At 72.6% G+C, this 16161-nt stretch carries 14 protein-coding genes; 6 read left to right on the top strand and 8 right to left on the bottom strand.

What is annotated here, in order from left to right:
• Window positions 1-232: 232 nt before the first annotated feature.
• The gene (locus ACGFJ7_RS16290; RefSeq protein ID WP_392642586.1) at window positions 233-2863 is read left to right on the top strand and encodes an ATP-binding protein; all 2631 of its coding nucleotides are present in this window, start codon (window positions 233-235) and stop codon (window positions 2861-2863) included.
• Window positions 2864-2898: 35 nt separating this feature from the next.
• Entirely contained in the window at window positions 2899-3423 is a 525-nt protein-coding gene (locus ACGFJ7_RS16285; RefSeq protein WP_360239987.1) for a YceI family protein, read from the top strand.
• 89 nt (window positions 3424-3512) lie between these two features.
• On the opposite strand, the gene ACGFJ7_RS16280 is transcribed toward ACGFJ7_RS16285, so the two are convergent.
• A complete protein-coding gene (locus ACGFJ7_RS16280; protein WP_392642585.1) occupies window positions 3513-5072 on the bottom strand; it encodes a DEAD/DEAH box helicase in 1560 nt (519 codons plus the stop codon).
• 293 nt (window positions 5073-5365) lie between these two features.
• Here ACGFJ7_RS16280 and ACGFJ7_RS16275 point away from each other — a divergent pair, with 293 nt between their 5' ends.
• Entirely contained in the window at window positions 5366-6208 is an 843-nt protein-coding gene (locus ACGFJ7_RS16275) for a sigma-70 family RNA polymerase sigma factor (protein WP_392642584.1), read from the top strand.
• 7 nt (window positions 6209-6215) lie between these two features.
• Here ACGFJ7_RS16275 and ACGFJ7_RS16270 read toward each other — a convergent pair whose 3' ends face one another.
• A complete protein-coding gene (locus ACGFJ7_RS16270) occupies window positions 6216-6731 on the bottom strand; it encodes a hypothetical protein (protein ID WP_360239978.1) in 516 nt (171 codons plus the stop codon).
• 151 nt (window positions 6732-6882) lie between these two features.
• On the opposite strand from ACGFJ7_RS16270, the gene ACGFJ7_RS16265 reads away from it, so the two are divergent.
• Window positions 6883-9207: a HelD family protein gene (locus ACGFJ7_RS16265; protein WP_392642583.1), complete on the top strand. Its 2325-nt coding sequence runs from the start codon at window positions 6883-6885 to the stop codon at window positions 9205-9207.
• Between the two features lie 36 nt (window positions 9208-9243).
• Here the strand turns inward: ACGFJ7_RS16265 and ACGFJ7_RS16260 are convergent, their stop codons facing one another.
• On the bottom strand, window positions 9244-10173 hold the full coding sequence (locus ACGFJ7_RS16260; protein ID WP_360239972.1) for a sigma-70 family RNA polymerase sigma factor: 930 nt from the start codon (window positions 10171-10173) through the stop codon (window positions 9244-9246).
• Window positions 10174-10646: 473 nt separating this feature from the next.
• Here ACGFJ7_RS16260 and ACGFJ7_RS16255 point away from each other — a divergent pair, with 473 nt between their 5' ends.
• Window positions 10647-11144 (top strand): DUF456 domain-containing protein, encoded by a 498-nt coding sequence (locus tag ACGFJ7_RS16255; protein ID WP_360239969.1) that lies wholly within the window; start codon window positions 10647-10649, stop codon window positions 11142-11144.
• Here the strand turns inward: ACGFJ7_RS16255 and ACGFJ7_RS16250 are convergent.
• Window positions 11133-12377, bottom strand: a complete 1245-nt coding sequence (locus tag ACGFJ7_RS16250; protein WP_392642736.1) for a D-alanyl-D-alanine carboxypeptidase family protein — start codon at window positions 12375-12377, stop codon at window positions 11133-11135. The genes ACGFJ7_RS16255 and ACGFJ7_RS16250 overlap by 12 nt on opposite strands.
• Window positions 12378-12526: 149 nt before the next feature.
• Window positions 12527-12958, bottom strand: a complete 432-nt coding sequence (locus ACGFJ7_RS16245; protein WP_360239966.1) for a hypothetical protein — start codon at window positions 12956-12958, stop codon at window positions 12527-12529.
• Window positions 12959-13163: 205 nt separating this feature from the next.
• Here ACGFJ7_RS16245 and ACGFJ7_RS16240 point away from each other — a divergent pair, with 205 nt between their 5' ends.
• On the top strand, window positions 13164-13514 hold the full coding sequence (locus ACGFJ7_RS16240) for an Lsr2 family protein (protein WP_360239963.1): 351 nt from the start codon (window positions 13164-13166) through the stop codon (window positions 13512-13514).
• Window positions 13515-13520: 6 nt separating this feature from the next.
• On the opposite strand, the gene ACGFJ7_RS16235 is transcribed toward ACGFJ7_RS16240, so the two are convergent.
• From ACGFJ7_RS16235 to ACGFJ7_RS16225, 3 genes are all read right to left on the bottom strand, one after another.
• Complete coding sequence (locus tag ACGFJ7_RS16235) at window positions 13521-14438, bottom strand: LLM class flavin-dependent oxidoreductase (RefSeq protein ID WP_360239960.1); 918 nt, start codon at window positions 14436-14438, stop codon at window positions 13521-13523.
• A gap of 14 nt (window positions 14439-14452) precedes the next feature.
• On the bottom strand, window positions 14453-14920 hold the full coding sequence (locus ACGFJ7_RS16230; RefSeq protein WP_360239957.1) for a MarR family transcriptional regulator: 468 nt from the start codon (window positions 14918-14920) through the stop codon (window positions 14453-14455).
• A 90-nt stretch (window positions 14921-15010) separates the two neighbouring features.
• Window positions 15011-16147 (bottom strand): PP2C family protein-serine/threonine phosphatase, encoded by a 1137-nt coding sequence (locus tag ACGFJ7_RS16225; protein ID WP_360239954.1) that lies wholly within the window; start codon window positions 16145-16147, stop codon window positions 15011-15013.
• Between the last annotated feature and the right edge of the window lie 14 nt (window positions 16148-16161).

Here is a 16161-nt window from a genome sequence, read left to right as displayed (position 1 = left end):
CCGGACTGAGTCGTGGCTGGAACTTGGCTGGGTCGTGGCTGGGTCGTGGCTGGGTCGTGGCTGGGGACTGTAACTGGGAACGGAGCGGGCGCCGGGATCCGGGCCTGGGACTGGGGTTCGGGGCTGGGGTGGGGGTCGGGTCAGGCCTGCGACTGGGACCGGGACCCGAATGAGGAACGGCCAGTCTTTCCGGGGGTCGACATCGCGGCTGTCGCGGGGGAGGGTGGACGGCGTGGGCGCCGCGCTGGTCGGCCGGGTGGCTGAGGTGGTCGCGCTCGACCGGCTGCGGGCCGGTGCCGAGCGGGGCGAAGGCGCCGTGGTCCTGGTGACCGGTGAGGCCGGGGCGGGCAAGACGGCGCTGGTCGAGGAGGCCGCCGCGCGGGCTTCGGCCGCGGGGATGGCGATATTGGCCGGCCGGGCCGATCCGGACGAGGGCGCGCCCGCCTTCTGGCCGTGGACGCGGCTGCTCTCATCGGCCGAGGCGATGCAGCTATCGCCGGCCGATGTGAGGGGGCTGTCGCCGGAGCTGTTGGTGCTGTCGGGGGAAGGGGAATCTGTTGCGGCGGCGCGGTTTCGGGCTGTTCAGCGGACCGTTGTGGCGCTTCGGGAAGCGGCTGAGGTGCGGCCGGCGCTCTTGGTGATCGAGGATCTGCACTGGGCCGACGAAGGGTCGCTGGCGCTCATTCGGGCGCTGGGGCGTGAGATCGGGCGGACGCGTCTGCTGCTGATCGGCACCAGCCGGACGGACGTCGATCTGGACGGGGCCGAAGTGTTCGCCCTTCGACCGTGGGATGTCGGCTCGGTCGGCGCCTACCTTGACGGGCTGGGGCACCGTGCGCACGGCAGCTGGGCGGCCGAGATTCATCGGCTCGGTGGGGGGAATCCGCTCTACACCAGGGAACTGGCCCGGCTTCTGGTTCGCGAAGGGCGCCTCGGCCGGCCCGTGGGCGACCTTGAACTGCCGGCGGGGCTGCGGCGGCTCGTGGCGCGGCGGACCGCGCCTCTGAGCGCCGCCTGCCGGGGGATGCTCGGTGTGGCCGCCGCGTACGGGTCCGAGCTTGACGTGGTGGTGCTCGACCGGGCCGTCGAAGGGGGCGGTGGCGAAGTTCTGGCCGAAGCGGTCGCGGCGGGCGTGCTGGTCGACGATCCCTGGGCGCCGTCGCGGGTGCGGTTCGTGCATGAGCTCGTACGGGAGGCGCTCTATGAAGAGCTCGGCCGCGATGAGCGGATCCGGGCGCACGAAGCGATCGCCGGCGCCCTCGACGGCACCAAAGCCGAGATCGCCCGGCATCGGGTGCGGGCGGCGGTCGACGCCGCGTCGCGGGAACGGGCGGTGGCGGCCTGTGTGGCGGCGGCCCGGGAAGCCGTGCGGGGGCTCGACTATCGGGAGGCCGTGCACTGGTTCGGGCGGGCGCTCGAGAACAATCCGGGTGACGCCGCGCTGCGGTTGGAGCGGGCCGAGGCGGCGTACCGGGAAGGCAGTCTCGAAGTCGCCCTCGCCGACTGTGCGGCGATTGTGGACGAGGTGGGTGCGCCGGCGGCGCTGGTGATCCGGGGCGTGGCCGGTCCGCTTGCGCCGGCCCTGATGCGGCTGTGTGAGCGGGCGCTCGAGCGGGATCCGGCCGGGCCGCGACGGGCCGAATTGCTCGCCCAGTACGCGTTTCTGCTGGCCGACGAGCGGGATCCGGCGGCGGCGCGGCGGATCAGTGCGGAGGCGATGCGGCTGGCCGAGGACTCGGGGCGGGCGGACGCCCTGGTGGCGGCCGTCCACGCGCGGCATCAGGTGCTCGATCCGGCGGCCGACGGCGACGAGGTGATCGAGCTGGCCGAGCGCAGCTGCGCGCTGGCCGGGCCCAGCGGGCGGCCGGACGCCGAGTTGTGGGGGCGGGTCTGGCTGCTCGACGCGCGGCTGATCCGGGGCGAGCTGACCGAGTTCGACGCGGAGACGGCCCGGCTGGCGGGGCTGGCCGACCGTCTCGGGTGGCCGGTGGCCCGCTGGCATCTGCTGCGGGCGCGGGCGGCCCGGGCGCTGATCGGCGGCCGCCTCGCCGAGGCTCGTGAGCTGGCCGAGCAGGCCCGGGAAGCGGGGGAACGGGACAGTACGGCGTACCACCTCTACCTGGCTTTCCGATGTGGACTTTCGGAGCACACCGAGGACTGGTCGTGGGCGGATCCGGCGGCCTTCGCCCACGACGACATGCCGATCGCGGTGGCCCAGGTGGGCATCATGGCGCGGGGGACGGGGGACCGGGACGTCGCTACCGAGTGCACGCGCCGGCTCCGGGTCGCCCTCGACCGGCTCCCGGCCGACCCGCGCCGGCCCTTCGTGGTGGTGATGACCGGTGAGCTCGCGGCGTGGACGGGCGATCGGGAACTGGTCCGGGACTGCTATGAGCGGGCATTGCCGTACGCGGGCCGGTATCTGAACTCGATGTCGAGTTGTCAGGGCGCCGTCGACCGGTCGCTCGGGATCATGGCGGGGGCGCTCGGCGCGGCCGGCGAGGCGGAGAAGCACCTGGCGGCGGCGGTCGCGATGGAGGAGAGGATCGGCGCGCCGTCGTTCGCGGCGCTCGCGCGTCTCGCGTACGCCAAGCAGGTGCGGGAGAGCGACCCGCGCCTCAGCCGGAGACTGGCGGCGGAGGCGCCGCAGCTGAAGGGCGCGGCGGAGCTGGCCCGCGACGATCTGACGCCCCGGGAGCGGGAGATCGCGGGGCTGGTCGCGGAGGGACTGTCCAACCGGGCCGTCGCCGAGCGGCTGTTCCTGTCCGAGCGGACGGTCGAGACGCACGTCCGCAACGTCCTGGGCAAGCTCGGGCTGACCCGGCGCACCGACCTACGTGCCGCATCTCAGTACCGGCACTGAGGTCCCACGGCGCGCGGGGGGCGAGGCTCGGGGGCATGACAACCGACGTACACACCGAACTCGTCCCTGGCACCTACACCATCGACCCGGCGCGCTCGGCGTGCCGGCTGACCGCGACGCATGTCTTCGGCCTCAAGCCGGTCGCGGCGACCATGGCCCTGCGCGGCGGCACCGTCACGGTCGCCACCGATCCGGCCGCGTCCACCGCCTCGGCGATGCTGGAGGCGAAAACCTTCACGTCCGATGATGTACGCCGTAACGCCGACATCACGGGCAAGCGGTTCCTGGACGCCGAGCGCCATCCGGTGATCGGCTTCCGCAGCACCCGCGTCCACCGCGACGCCTCGGGCTGGCTGCTGACGGGGGTCCTGAGGGTCCGCGGCCACGACAGCCAGGTGACGCTGACCGTGGAGACGGCCGAGCCGTCCGCCGGCGGATGCCACTTCATCGCCACCGGTGTCGTCGACCGCGTCGCGGCCGGCGTGAAAACCGGCCGGGCGATCATCGCCCGGCCGGTTCGGATCACTCTTGACCTGTACGCCGCCGCCTCAGCGGCTTGAGCGGCGGCCGTCAACCGGGTGCCGGTGCCGTCAAGCCCGCGCGGGTGGCCGTCAACCGGGTGCCGGTGGCGTCAACGGGCGCCGGTGCCTCAGCGGCTTGAGCGGCGGCCGCCGACGCGGGTGCCGGCACTGAACGCGGCGGCGCCGCCCGACGAGGCGGGGCGGCCCTGTGCGGACGAGCCGGCGCCACGGGACTGGCTGGTGTGCACCGGTGTCGAGCCGGTGCCACCACGACGGCCGCGGCCGCCGCCGGTGCCCTGCGGCTGACGGCCGCCCGCGCCCTGCTCGGTGCGGGGACGCTGGGCGCGCCCCTCACCGTGGCGGGTCGTGCTCGCCGTCTGCTCCGGGCGGGACTCGGCCGGACGTCCCGCGCCCCGTCCACGGCCCCGGCCACGGCGGCTGCGGCCCGCACCGGCCGGAGCGCCGGCGTCGGTGCCGGGCGCGGTCGCGGCGGGCGCCTCGACCGCCGCCTGGCGCGGGGCGACGAACACGCGCTCGCCCGGGGCCAGCTCGGCCAGCAGCGGGTCGCCGGGCCGGGTGCGGCTGGTCGTCGGGCGGACGCCGGCCTTGCGGGTCAGGTCGCGCACCTCCGACTGCTGGTCGTCGGTCATCAGGGTGATGACCGTGCCGCGGGCGCCGGCGCGGGCCGTACGGCCCGACCGGTGCAGGTACGCCTTGTGCTCGACCGGCGGGTCGGCGTGGATGACCAGGCCGACGTCGTCGACGTGGATGCCACGGGCCGCGATGTCGGTCGCCACCAGGGTCTCCGCCGTACCGTCGGAGAACGCCGCCAGGTTGCGGTTGCGGGCGTTCTGGGCGAGGTTGCCGTGCAGCTCGACCGCCGGCACGCCGGCCTGGTTGAGCTGGCGGGTCAGCACCTTGGCCCGGCGCTTGGTGCGGGTGAACACGACCGTACGGCCGGGCGCCGCCAGCAGGTCCACCAGGACCGGGAAGCGGTCGTCACCCCGTACGTGAAGGACGTGGTGGTCCATCTGGACCGGGGTCTCGGTGGCCGAGTCGACCGAGTGCGTGACCGGCTTGTGCAGGAAGCGCTTGACCAGCACGTCCACGCCGTTGTCGAGGGTCGCCGAGAACAGCATCCGCTGGCCCTCGCGCGGCGTCTGGTCCATCAGGCGGCGGACCACCGGCAGGAAGCCCAGGTCGGCCATGTGGTCGGCCTCGTCGAGCACGGTGATCTCGATCGAGTCGAGCGACGCGTGCCCGTTGCGCAGGTGGTCGTCGAGGCGGCCGGGGCACGCCACGAGCACGTCGACGCCGGCCTTGAGGCCCTTGATCTGCGGGTTCGCGCCGACCCCGCCGAAGACGGTGAGGGTGCGCAGGCCGAGCTTGGCGGCCAGCGGGGCCATCGTCGCCTCGATCTGGGTGGCCAGCTCGCGGGTGGGCGCCAGGATCAGCGCGCGCGGGCGGCCCGGCTTGCGGGGCGACTTCGAGGCGGCCAGGCGGGCCAGGACGGGCAGGACGAACGCGTACGTCTTGCCGGAGCCGGTGCGGCCCCGGCCCAGCACGTCACGGCCGGCGAGCGAGTCGGGCAGCGTGGCGGCCTGGATCGGGAAGGGGGTGGTGATGCCGAGGTCGGCGAGGGCCGCGGTCAGCACGGCGGGCACGCCGAACTCGGTGAAGGTGGTCATGTAGCGGTTGCTCCAGATGGGTCGAGGGGTCGTCCTGCCCGGCGCAGACCTTGTTCTCAGTCGCGGCGCGTGGTGGCCGATCCGGCGGACGGTGCGGCTGTGCCGAAGCACCTGGTGGCACTCGTCCAAAGGCGGCCCGAGGCAAGACAGTGCGGACCGCGAGATCAAGTGTACTCCCCCGGTGGATGCAACCGCCCTGCACCCGAACGGGACCCGAATAGCACTCCGCGCGGATCACCTTTCTCCTCAGCGCCGGAACTCCCCCCACCGGCCGGTACGCGAGGAGACCCCCCATGATGAGCGGAGACGATCGCCGTCGCGCCGACATCGTCCAGGAGCACATGCCGCTCGTCGGCCACCTGGTCCGCGAGATGCTCGCGAGGGTTCCGGCCCACGTCAACCGGGACGACCTGATGTCCGCCGGGTACGCCGCGCTGGTGCACGCGGCCCGCGGTTTCGACGACTCACGCGGTGTGCCGTTCGCCCGGTTCGCCGCGGCCCGGGTGCGTGGCGCCCTGCTGGACGAGCTGCGCGGCCTCGACTGGGCCAGCCGTTCGGTGCGCCAGCGGGCCCGGCGCACCGACGCCGCCCGCCAGGAGCTCACCGCCGAGCTGGGCCGCAACCCCACCGCGCCGGAGGTGGCGGACCGGCTGGGCTGCTCGGTCGAGGACATCGAGTCGGCCGACGACGACGTCCAGCGGGCCGTGGTCTTCAGCCTGCAGGGCTTCACCACGGCCGGCGCCGACGACATGGTGACCGAGCCGAGCGCCGGCCCGGAGGAGATGCTGATCCGCCGCGAGCGCCTCGGCTACCTGCGCCACGCGGTCGAGGCGCTGCCGGACCGGCTGCGGGCGGTGGTGCAGGGCTACTTCTTCGAGGAGCGGCCGATGGCCCGGATCGCCGAGGAACTGGGCGTCACCGAGTCACGCGTGTCACAGCTGCGGGCGGAGGCGCTGTTGCTGCTGCGCGACGGCCTCAACACCCATCTCGACCCGGCCCTGGCCGCTCCGGCCAAGGACGGCTGCGTGGCCCGCCGGCGGACGGCCTACTACGACCAGATCGCCAGCCGGGGGACGCTGAAGACGCGCCTGGCCGTCACCGGACCGGACGGACTGCCGGTACCGGTGGCGGCCTAGACAGCGGTTACTGGTTGGCGCAGGTGCCGGCCTTCTTCTGGGCCGCGATCGCCTTGGCCGCGCCCTGCTTGTAGAGGGCCAGGCCCTCCTTGGCGGGCTCCAGCTTCCAGGAGCCGTCCTCGTACACCATGGTGTACGACTGGGCGGCCACGAGCTGCTTGGCGATGACGATCGCGCGGTCCGTGCCCTCCATCCGGGCGCTGGTCAGCTGGATCGCCAGGCCCTTGCGGGAGCAGGCCACGTTCAGCTTGACGTAGTCGTCCTTGCTGATCGCCTGCTTGCCGGCGGCGGTGTACATCTCCCAGGCGCCGGCGAAGTCACCGCCGGAGAAGCGGTCGAACACGGTCTGCGCGGCGGCGCGGGCGCCGTCGATGGTCTTGGCCTCGGGGCCGCCCTGAGCGGCCTGGGCGGCGTTGCCGGCGGGGGCCTCGTCGTCGCCGGTGCAGGCGGTGGTGAGGGTGAGGGAGGCGGCGGCGACGAGGGTCAGCGCGCCGAGACGTCGGAACGGGTGGTTGCGGTTCATGACCGGGTTAATCCAGATCGGCCGTTCTCAGTAACGGCTCGCCGTTAACAGTGACCGATAGCTGACACTTTCCGGAGCGACCGTAACCTGCGCTATCCTGACCGTTTGCTGGAAACGAAAAAAGCGACCACATAGGGTCGCTGACCCGGGAATGATACCACTAAGGGGAGTGGCATTGTCAAGCTCCGCATCGGACGACCTCCGTTCCGAGCAGGCGTACCTCACCACCCTCTACGGCCGGCTGGACAGCCTGCGCGCCCAGGCCGACGATCGGCTCCGGGGCATCCTGCTCGAGTCCGGCGGCACGCCGCAGGGCCGTACCCAGCGTGAGGCCCAGCGCGCCCACTACGCCGAGCAGCTCGCCCAGATGAACGCGGTGGAGAACGGCCTGTGCTTCGGCCGGCTCGACTTCGCCGGCGCCGAGGCGCCGCTCTACATCGGCCGCCTCGGTCTCTCGGCCGAGGAACACGACCGTGACCCGCTGCTGGTCGACTGGCGCGCTCCCGCCTCCCGGCCCTTCTACCTGGCCACCGCGGTCTCCCCCGACGGGGTGACCCGCCGCCGGCACCTGCGCACCAAGGGCCGGGTGCTGACCGGCATCGACGACGAGGTGCTCGACCTGCAGGACGGCGCCGCCGCCGGCGGCCGCGAGGACGTGACGGGTGAGGCCGCGCTGCTGGCCGCCCTGACCGCGAACCGCACCGGCCGGATGCGGGACATCGTCGAGACCATCCAGGCCGAGCAGGACGAGGTGATCCGGGCCGGGCTGGCCGGTGTCATGGTCGTGCAGGGCGGGCCGGGCACCGGCAAGACGGCGGTCGCGCTGCACCGTGCCGCCTACCTGCTCTATACGTACCGGCAGCAGCTCACCAAGCAGGGTGTGCTGATCCTCGGCCCCAACCCGACGTTCCTGCGCTACATCTCGCAGGTGCTGCCGTCGCTGGCCGAGACCGGTGTGCTGCTGGCCACGCTGGGCGACATGTTCCCCGGCGTGCGCGCCCGCGGCGCCGAGCCGTCGGCCGCGGCCGCGGTCAAGGGCCGCCTGGCCATGCTCGACGTGCTGGCTCAGGCGGTCGCCGACCGGCAGACCGTGCCCGAGACCTTCGCCGAGGTCGACCACGACGGCTACCCGCTGCGCATCGAGCGGGCCGTCCTGGAGGACGCGCGGGCCGCCGCCCGCCGCTCCGGCCGCCCGCACAACGTGGCCCGCGCCATGTTCGTGACCGAGGCCATCCACGCGCTGTCGCTGCAGATCGCCGAGCGCATCGGCACCGACCCGCTCGGCGGCGAGAACCTGCTGTCCGAGGCCGACCTGGCCGAGACCCGCCGCGAGCTGCGCGAGGACGTCGACGTGCAGCGGGCGCTGTTCGAGTTCTGGCCGGTGCTGACCCCGCGCCAGGTGCTGCGCGACCTGCTCTCCGACGCCGGCCGGCTGGAGTCGGCCGGTGCCGGGCTGACCGCCGACGAGCGGGCGCTGCTGCTGCGCGACCGCGACGCCAAGTGGACCCCGGCCGACGTGCCGCTGCTCGACGAGCTGGCCGAACTGCTCGGCGTCGACGACACGCTGCGGGCCCGGGAAGCGGCCCGTCAGCGGCGCGAGGCCGTCGACTACGCCGAAGGTGTGCTCGAGATCCTGGCCGGTTCCCGCTCGCTCGACTTCGAGGACCAGGAGGAGGAGATCCTCTCCGCGCTGGACGTGGTCGAGGCGGGCGCCTTCGTCGAGCGGCACGAGGTGCTCGACACCCGTACGGCGGCCGAGCGGGCCGCGGCCGACCGCACGTGGGTCTTCGGTCACGTCATCGTCGACGAGGCCCAGGAGCTGTCGCCGATGGCGTGGCGGCTGCTGATGCGCCGCTGCCCGAGCCGGTCGATGACCGTGGTCGGTGACGTGGCGCAGACCTCCGAGCTGGCCGGCACGACGACCTGGGAGCAGGTCTTCGAGCCGTACGTGGGCCAGCGCTGGAACCTGGTCGAGCTGACCGTCAACTACCGGACGCCGTCGGAGGTGATGGCGGTGGCGGCCGACGTGCTGGCCGCTGTCGACCCGGCGCTGGAGCCGCCCCGCTCGGTGCGGTCGGCCGGCGTCGAGCCGTGGTCGCTGCGGGTGCCGCCGGTAGCGCTGGCGGCTGAGGTCATTGCGGCCGTACGGGTGGAGGCCGCCGAAGCCGGCGAGGGCCGTGTCGGTGTCCTCGTGCCGGAGGGCCGCGAGGCCGACCTGGGCCGGGCCCTGGTCGAGGCCGTGCCCGGCGCGGCCGTGGGGGAGCAGCCCGACCTGCTCAACCAGGTCGCCCTGATGACCGTGCGGCAGGCCAAGGGCCTGGAGTTCGACGCGGTGATCGTGGTCGAGCCCGACGAGATCATCGCCGAGAGCCCGCGCGGCCTGTCGGATCTGTACGTGGCGGTGACCCGGGCCACCCGCCGGCTGGGCGTCCTGCACACAGCCGACCTGCCGAAGGTGCTGAGCTCGCTGGCATGAGAAAAGGGGCCCCGTCATGGGGCCCCTTTTTCCAGGTCAGGCGGCGGTTGCGGGCGTACGCAGAAGGCCGTTGCCGTACTTGGTGTGTCCGTGCGCGTTGGTCAGCTCCAGGCGCGAGCGGACCGACGTGCTGCTGGCGATGTTGGCGTAGTAGTTGGCGCGGCGGCGGGCGACGATGCTCTCCGGGTTGTCCGGCACCGGGGCCAGCTCCGGGTCGAGGTGGGTGTTGAGGCCGTCCTTGAGCAGCGACAGGGCCTCGGCCCGCAGCTGCGACACCCGCGACTCGGTGACGCCCAGGTCGGCCGCGATGTCTGCCATCGGCCGCTCGTGCAGGAAGTACTCGGTGATGACGACCTGCAGGCGCTCCGGCAGCGAGCCGATCGCGTGGTGCAGGTAGCCGATCTGCTCGCGGCGGATCAGCATGTCCTCCGGCCCCGGGTTCTTCTCGGTGACCAGGTCGTCGGCCGAGCTGGTGGTGAAGCCCTGCAACGACAGCACGGTGGCGCGCTGCACGTCGGTGTCGGTCTGCTTGAGGTCGGTGGCGGTGGTGCCGAGCGCCTGGGCCAGCTCGTCGGTGGTCGGCGTGCGGCCGAGGGCGGTGGTCAGGGCCTGGCGGGTGGTGTCGGTGGCGCGGGCCTTGGTACGCACCGAGCGGGTGGCCCAGTCGAGCGAGCGCAGCTCGTCGAGGATGGCGCCGCGGATGCGGGTGCTGGCGAAGCGGTGGAACGGGATGCCGCGCTGCGGGTCCCAGCCCCGGGCGGCGGTGACCAGGGCGTGCAGGCCGGCGCTGGTCAGGTCGTCGCGGTGGATGTGGTTGGGGATCCGGCTGAGCATGTCCCGCACCAGGTGGCCGACGAGCGGCATGTGAGCGCGGATGAGCTCCTCCTGCTCGGCGGCGGACAGCACCGTGATGGCGGGCGCGTTGTCGGCGTTGATGTCGGCAGCGTTCGTCGCGATGCTGGTCATGTGCGTTTCCCCCATGTGTGTCGGCGGCCCGGTCCATCGGGCTCTCCGGCGTACATGGGGAAGTTCGACCGCCCCCGGTTCCCGGTGCAGTCGTAAAGAGGTGCAGGGTGGTTGCTGTACTACTGGGCTCCGCTTCGCTTCGCGGGCGATCGCCTTGTAACCGGTGAGATGGCAGGCGGTTTTCCGCCACCCGCAAACCCCGCGGGCGTCGAAAAACCGACTGCCATCTCACCGGCGGCGATCGCTGTGCTACTGGCTCCGCTTCGCTTCGCGGGCGATCGCCTTGTAACCGGTGAGATGGCAGGCGGTTTTCCGCCACCCGCAAACCCCGCGGGCGTCGAAAAACCGCCTGCCATCTCACCGGCGGCGATCGCGGGACCGGTTTCTCAAAGCCGATCCGCGTGCCGGCTGCCTCACTATCGGGCGGGGAGGCCGCCCGCTTGAGGGTTGTGGGGGGCTGGCACCGTGGGGGCATGGATTTGACCGACTCGCACGGGGTGATCACGCTCATCGCCGGCCTGGCGATCGCGGTGGGTATCGTCGGCGTGGTGATCCCGGTGCTGCCCGGGCTGCTGCTGAGCTGGGCCGGGGTGCTGCTGTGGGCGCTGCTGGGCTCGGACAGCGCCGGCCGCTGGGTGGTGCTGGCGGTGGCGACGCTGGTGGCGCTGGGCGGGGCCGCTGTCAAATATCTGGTGCCGGGCAAGCGGCTCAAGAGCGTGGGCGTGCCCAATTCCGCGCTGCTGGCCGGCGGCGTCCTCGGCGTGATCGGCTTCTTCGTGATCCCGGTGATCGGCATCGTGATCGGCTTCGTGCTCGGCGTCTACCTGGTCGAGCTCCAGCGCCTCGGCCACGAACGCGCCTGGCCGTCGACCAGGCACGCCCTGGCCGCCGCCGGCATGGCCATGCTGATCGAGTTCACCACCGCCCTGGCCGTCGGCGTGATCTGGGTCTTCGGGCTCCTACTGACGTGATTTACGGGCCCTTTGGGTACGCCTGCGTTGGGTGAGCAGGAGCAGCAAGGGTGTGGCCGCCAGGAGAAGGGCCACTGAGGCCGCTGCGGCAACGGACAATAGTTGGGGCGACGTGGGGCGGGTGTCGGCGGCCGCCGCGGCCTGGTTGCCTGTGGCGCTGGGCTCGGGGGCCGGTGCCGGGGTGGCGTTCTTGGCGGCCGTCTCCTCCGGCGTCACCAGCTTGCCGACCGAGGCGTCGGCCGGCAGCGAGAAGCCCCAGTCGAGCAGCGCGGCGCCCTGGTCGTACCCGCGCTGTGGCCGCGCCTCGGCGCCGAGCAGGGTGACCACGAGCCGCCGGCCGTTGCGCTGGGCCGCGCCGACGTAGCTGTGCCGTGCCAGCTTGGTGAAGCCGGTCTTGCCGCCCAGCGCGCCCGGGTACTTGTAGATCAGCTTGTTCTCGTTCTGGAACTGGAAGCCGCCCTTCTTCAGCGCCGGCTGCGCCGGCATCTGGGCGATCTTCGTCAGCGCGTACTTGCGGAAGTCGGCGTTGGCGAAACAGACGCGGGCGATCAGGGCCAGGTCGTACGCGCTGGTGAACTGCCCCTGGCCGTCGAGACCCGAGGGGGTCACGGCGTGGGTCTGGTAGGCGCCGAGGCGCTTCGCGGTGTCGTTCATGGCGGCGACCGTCTTGGCCACGCCGTCCTTGCCGCCGCCACCGGCCAGCCGGGCCAGCGCGTTGGCGGCGTCGTTGCCCGAGTTGAGCAGCAGGCCCAGCCAGAGAGTCGAGATCGTGTACTTGCCGCCGACCACCAGTCCGACGGCCGAACTGCCCGGTTCGATCTTCAGGTCGTCGGCCGTGACGGTGATCGTCCTCTTCGGGTCGAGCTTGTCGATCGCGGTGGCCGCCAGCAGGGTCTTCTGCACGCTGGCCGGGGTCTGGTAGACGTGCGGCCCGCAGCCGCCGAGCACTTCGCCGGTGTCGAGGTCGGCGACCATCCAGGTGGTCGCGGTGACCGCCGGCGGCGCCTTCACCCCGGCCGGGACGACCAGGCCGTGGGTGGCCAGCGCGTCCCCGCCGATCGCGAAGCCGACCGGGTCGTCGGCCGGCGGCACCGGCCGCGCCGGCACCCCGGCCGGCGGCGCGATCTTCGGCTTGGGGCAGGGGATGACAGGCGCGGCCTTGCCGGCGGGGGCAGCGGCGACCGGCGCGGCAGCTCGGCCGGGGGCAGCGGCGGCGACGGCGGGGGCGCCGATGGCAGGGACGGCGGCGATGGCGGGGGCGCCGATGGCAGGGGCGGCGGCGATGGCGGGGGTAACCGCGATCGGGGCGGCGGCCAGGGCGGGGGAGGCCGCGATCGGGGACAGCACGGCGACGGCCGAGAGGGACGCCAGGATGGAGCGGATCAAGGCCAGGAAACTCCAGCTTCGAGTCGCTTGGTGAGCAACTGGGCGAGGGGCAGCGTCTCGCCGTCGCCGCCGCCGGCGCCGACGATCAGGCGGGGGACGCTCGGGGACAGGTCGGCGCCGGTGAAACGGGCCCGCCACGAGGCCGGCACGGTCAGCACGTAGTACTCGCCGTCCTCGCCGACGGCGACCGAACGATTCGATTTCAGGTACCACCCGCGCACATGAGTCCGGTACGTGGATCGGCCGTCGAAGGTTCGAGCCATCAAGGTTTGTGGATGAATATCACGCTCGGCGGCGTGTCGGACGAAGTCGGCCAGCAGCGCCGCCGCCTCCCGGGCCTCGGCCGCGCGACTTTCCTCCATCGCGGCGGCGTGGCCGGCGACGGCCTGCCGGCGCTTTTCCCGCCAGTCGTCGTCGCGCGCGCTCATGCCAGTGACCCTAAGTGATGCGCCGCCGCGGGGCCAACCGAGCTATCCGCCACCGATTTTCCGGTAATGACGGCCCGCCATTTGAATACCGGTGAGGTGTCCTCGTCAAAAGAATGGCGAATTCTTCCAGAGAAACAGTTGCGCGCGAACCCGCGGCGAGCAACACTTGCACCGCGGTTGGTCGGATTACTACTCGGGAGTCGTCATGGCGCGGCAGGTAATCACCACTCTGATCGACGATCTGGACGGAAAGAAGGCCGATCGCACGGTCGAGTTCAGTCTGGACGGTATTAACTACACGATCGACCTTTCCGAGGCCAATGCGGGTAAGCTCCGCAAGGCCCTCGACCCGTACATCAACGCGGGCACGCGTCTCGGCCGCGCGTCGACCGGCCGCATCCCGGCTCGTCGGGGCCCCGGCGGCCGTACCGCCAGCTCCCGCGACGAAAACCGGCTGATCCGCGAGTGGGCCGTCGCCAACGGACACCAGATTTCCGAGCGCGGTCGCATTCCGCAGGGCGTCACCGACGCCTACCGCGCCGCCAACGGCCGCTGATATGGATTAGGCGCCGCCGGCGCGGAGCCGCGGCAGCCGGGAAGCGACCGATTCCAGGACCTTTTCGTCGCCGGCGTACCAACTCCGCTCGCGGGGCCAATGCGTGATGACGTCGGTGAAGCCGAGCTCGCCCGCGCGGCCGACCGCGTCGGTGAAGGCTTCCACGCTGCTCATCGAATAGACCGGCGACGAGTCGAGGTTCAGATAGCGCGGGACCGCGTCGCGGGCGCGGCCCGCCTCGTCGAGCGCCTCGTCGAAACCGGCCGAGAGCCGGGCCACCGAATCCCACCACTGCGCCGCGCTGTCGGGCACGCTGAAGTTGGCGCCGCCGGCCACCCCGGCCACGCCGGTGGTGACCCAGCCGTCGCCGAGCCGGGCGGCTAGCCGCAGCGCCCGCTTGCCGCCGGCCGCCACCACGAAGGGCGGCCGCGGCCGCTGCACCGGGCCAGGGTTGCCGCGGGCGTCGACGGCCGTGTAATAGCCGCCCTGATGGTTGACCGGCTCGTCGCCGAGCACCACCCGGTTGAGGACGTCGAGGAACTCGGCGAAGCGGTCGACCCGCTGGCCGGGGGTGAGCTCGGGCGTACCCAGAACCTCGGCGTCGAAGCCGACGCCGCCCGCACCCAGCCCGAGCATCAGCCGGCCCTGCGAGATGTCGTCGACCGCCGTCACCTCGCGGGCGAAGTGCACCGGGTGCCGGAAGTTGGGCGAGGCCACGTACGTGCCGAGGCGGATCCGCCGGGTCACCATGGCGGCGGCGGTCAGCGTCGGCACGGCGTCGAACCACGGGCCGTCGACGAGATCACGCCACCCGAGGTGGTCGTAGGTCCAGGCGTGGTCGAAGCCGTACTCCTCGGCGCGCTGCCAGCGCCGTCCGGCGACGGACCACCGCTGGTCGGGGAGGATGACGATGCCGATGCGCATCGGACGACGCTATCTCACGCCGTACGGCGGTCCTGATCCGCTCCCTCACCCGGAGCGCGGCGCGCCGCCTCGGCGAACGCCTCCAGAGCCCGTACCAGTTCCTGACGGGCCGCCGGTTCCATCTTGCCGAGCACGTCGCCCAGCGCCCGCCGGCGGCTTTCCCGCAGCTGGTCGAGGAGCCGGCGGGCGGACGGGGTGATCATCAGCCGCACCTCGCGGCGATCGCGGGGGTCGGGCACCCGGCGCAGCAGGCCGGTCGCCTCGAGCCGGTCGCACAGGCGGCTGGCCGAGGAGGGCACCACCTCGAGCGTCTCGGCGAGGCGGCTCATGTTGGTCTGCCGGTTGGCGGCCACGATGGTGAGCACACGCAGCTGGGCCGGTGGGACCGCCGGTGACTGGGCCAGCCGGGCCGCCTCGAGGACGGACACCAGCGAGTCGACCGTCGACTCGACAGCCGCGGCGACGTCGGTGTGCCGGTCCATGTCGGAACTTCCTCGTTCTGCAGACTTGCTCGGCGGTACGCTCGGATGCCCCTACCCGGCGGACGGGAAGTTCATGCCGTCTCAGGGCGGCTATCGCAGCCAATCCAGGCAGACGATGACCGCGTCGTCGTCCGGCTCGACGTCGGCATGGTAGTCGCGGAGCGCTCTCATGACGGTACCCACTGCCTCGGCCGGTGGCTGCAACCGCGTCCGCCGCAATGCGCTCAACAGTGCGGAAGCCCCGTATTCGGGACGGCCGGCCGGGGTGGCGGCGTGCACCCCGTCGCTCACCACGAGCAGTCGGTCGCCCGGTTCGAGCTGGAACTTCTGGGTCTCGTACCGGCTGTCGCCGAACATGCCGAGCGGCAGCTGCTGTTCGAGGCTGACCGTACGGATGTCGCCCTCATGGGCGATGAGCGCGCGCGGCGAGCCGGCGTCGACGGCCTCGACCGCGCCGTCGGTCAGGTCGATCTCCAGCAGCAGGGTGGCCACGTGCGACGCGCCGCCGTAGCGGGAGTAGACGGCGTCGGAGGCGAGCTCGGCCTGCTCGACGATGTTGGCGCCGGAGCGGCGGGCGTTGCGCATCGCGTTGACCGCGACCGTGGTGAGCAGGGCCGCCTCGATGCCGTCGCCGTGACCGTTGAGCACGGTCAGGGTCAGCCGGTCGCCGGTGACGGCCCAGTCGTAGTGGTCGCCGTACATGGCGTACGCCGGCTCGAGCTGGCCGGCCAGCTTGAATCGCTCGCCGCCGAGCGAGCGCCCGGGCAGCAGGGCCCACTGGAGTTCCGCGGCCATGGTGAGACGTTGCCGGCGCGACACCTGGTGGTAGCGGTCGGTGTCCTTCTCGGCGGCTCGCAGGGCGACCGCCAGCTCGTCGGCCACGGCACCCAGCTGCTCGACCAGGTCGGGCCCGGCCGCTTCGGCCAGGTCGACCCGGAGCACACCGAGCCGGTCGCCCCACACCGTCAGCGGGAGCAGGACCCGGGCCGGGGCGGTGTCGGCCAGCGGCAGCTGACTGCCGAAGACGCGCTGTTCGAGACGGCCGCCGGGGGCGCCGTCGGGATCGATCACCGGCCAGAGCGAGGTCAGGGTGAGGTCACTGAGGAAGATCTCGATCCCCGTCACCGGGGGAACGCACGTGCGCAGGTGCTCGGCGGCCACCTCGGGCAGGCGATCGGGCGGAGCCGCACGCAGAAGCGAACCGACGTGTGCCGGGCGGGTGGTCACGCGATCGTCCTTTC

The sequence above is a fragment of the Actinoplanes sp. NPDC048988 genome (assembly GCF_043197815.1).
Classification (GTDB): Bacteria; Actinomycetota; Actinomycetes; order Mycobacteriales; family Micromonosporaceae; genus Actinoplanes.
This window is presented reverse-complemented; position numbering and strand designations above follow the sequence as displayed.

Excerpts from the sequence above, each read along its gene's own strand:
- ACGFJ7_RS16255 (WP_360239969.1), top strand. The coding sequence starts at position 10,647 with ATGGATTTGACCGACTCGCACGGGGTGATCACGCTCATCGCCGGCCTG.
- ACGFJ7_RS16240 (WP_360239963.1), top strand. The coding sequence starts at position 13,164 with ATGGCGCGGCAGGTAATCACCACTCTGATCGACGATCTGGACGGAAAG.
- ACGFJ7_RS16270 (WP_360239978.1), bottom strand. The coding sequence starts at position 6,731 with ATGAACCGCAACCACCCGTTCCGACGTCTCGGCGCGCTGACCCTCGTC.
- ACGFJ7_RS16235 (WP_360239960.1), bottom strand. The coding sequence starts at position 14,438 with ATGCGCATCGGCATCGTCATCCTCCCCGACCAGCGGTGGTCCGTCGCC.
- ACGFJ7_RS16265 (WP_392642583.1), top strand. The coding sequence starts at position 6,883 with ATGATACCACTAAGGGGAGTGGCATTGTCAAGCTCCGCATCGGACGAC.
- ACGFJ7_RS16280 (WP_392642585.1), bottom strand. The coding sequence starts at position 5,072 with ATGACCACCTTCACCGAGTTCGGCGTGCCCGCCGTGCTGACCGCGGCC.
- ACGFJ7_RS16260 (WP_360239972.1), bottom strand. The coding sequence starts at position 10,173 with ATGACCAGCATCGCGACGAACGCTGCCGACATCAACGCCGACAACGCG.
- ACGFJ7_RS16275 (WP_392642584.1), top strand. The coding sequence starts at position 5,366 with ATGATGAGCGGAGACGATCGCCGTCGCGCCGACATCGTCCAGGAGCAC.
- ACGFJ7_RS16245 (WP_360239966.1), bottom strand. The coding sequence starts at position 12,958 with ATGAGCGCGCGCGACGACGACTGGCGGGAAAAGCGCCGGCAGGCCGTC.
- ACGFJ7_RS16230 (WP_360239957.1), bottom strand. The coding sequence starts at position 14,920 with ATGGACCGGCACACCGACGTCGCCGCGGCTGTCGAGTCGACGGTCGAC.
- ACGFJ7_RS16285 (WP_360239987.1), top strand. The coding sequence starts at position 2,899 with ATGACAACCGACGTACACACCGAACTCGTCCCTGGCACCTACACCATC.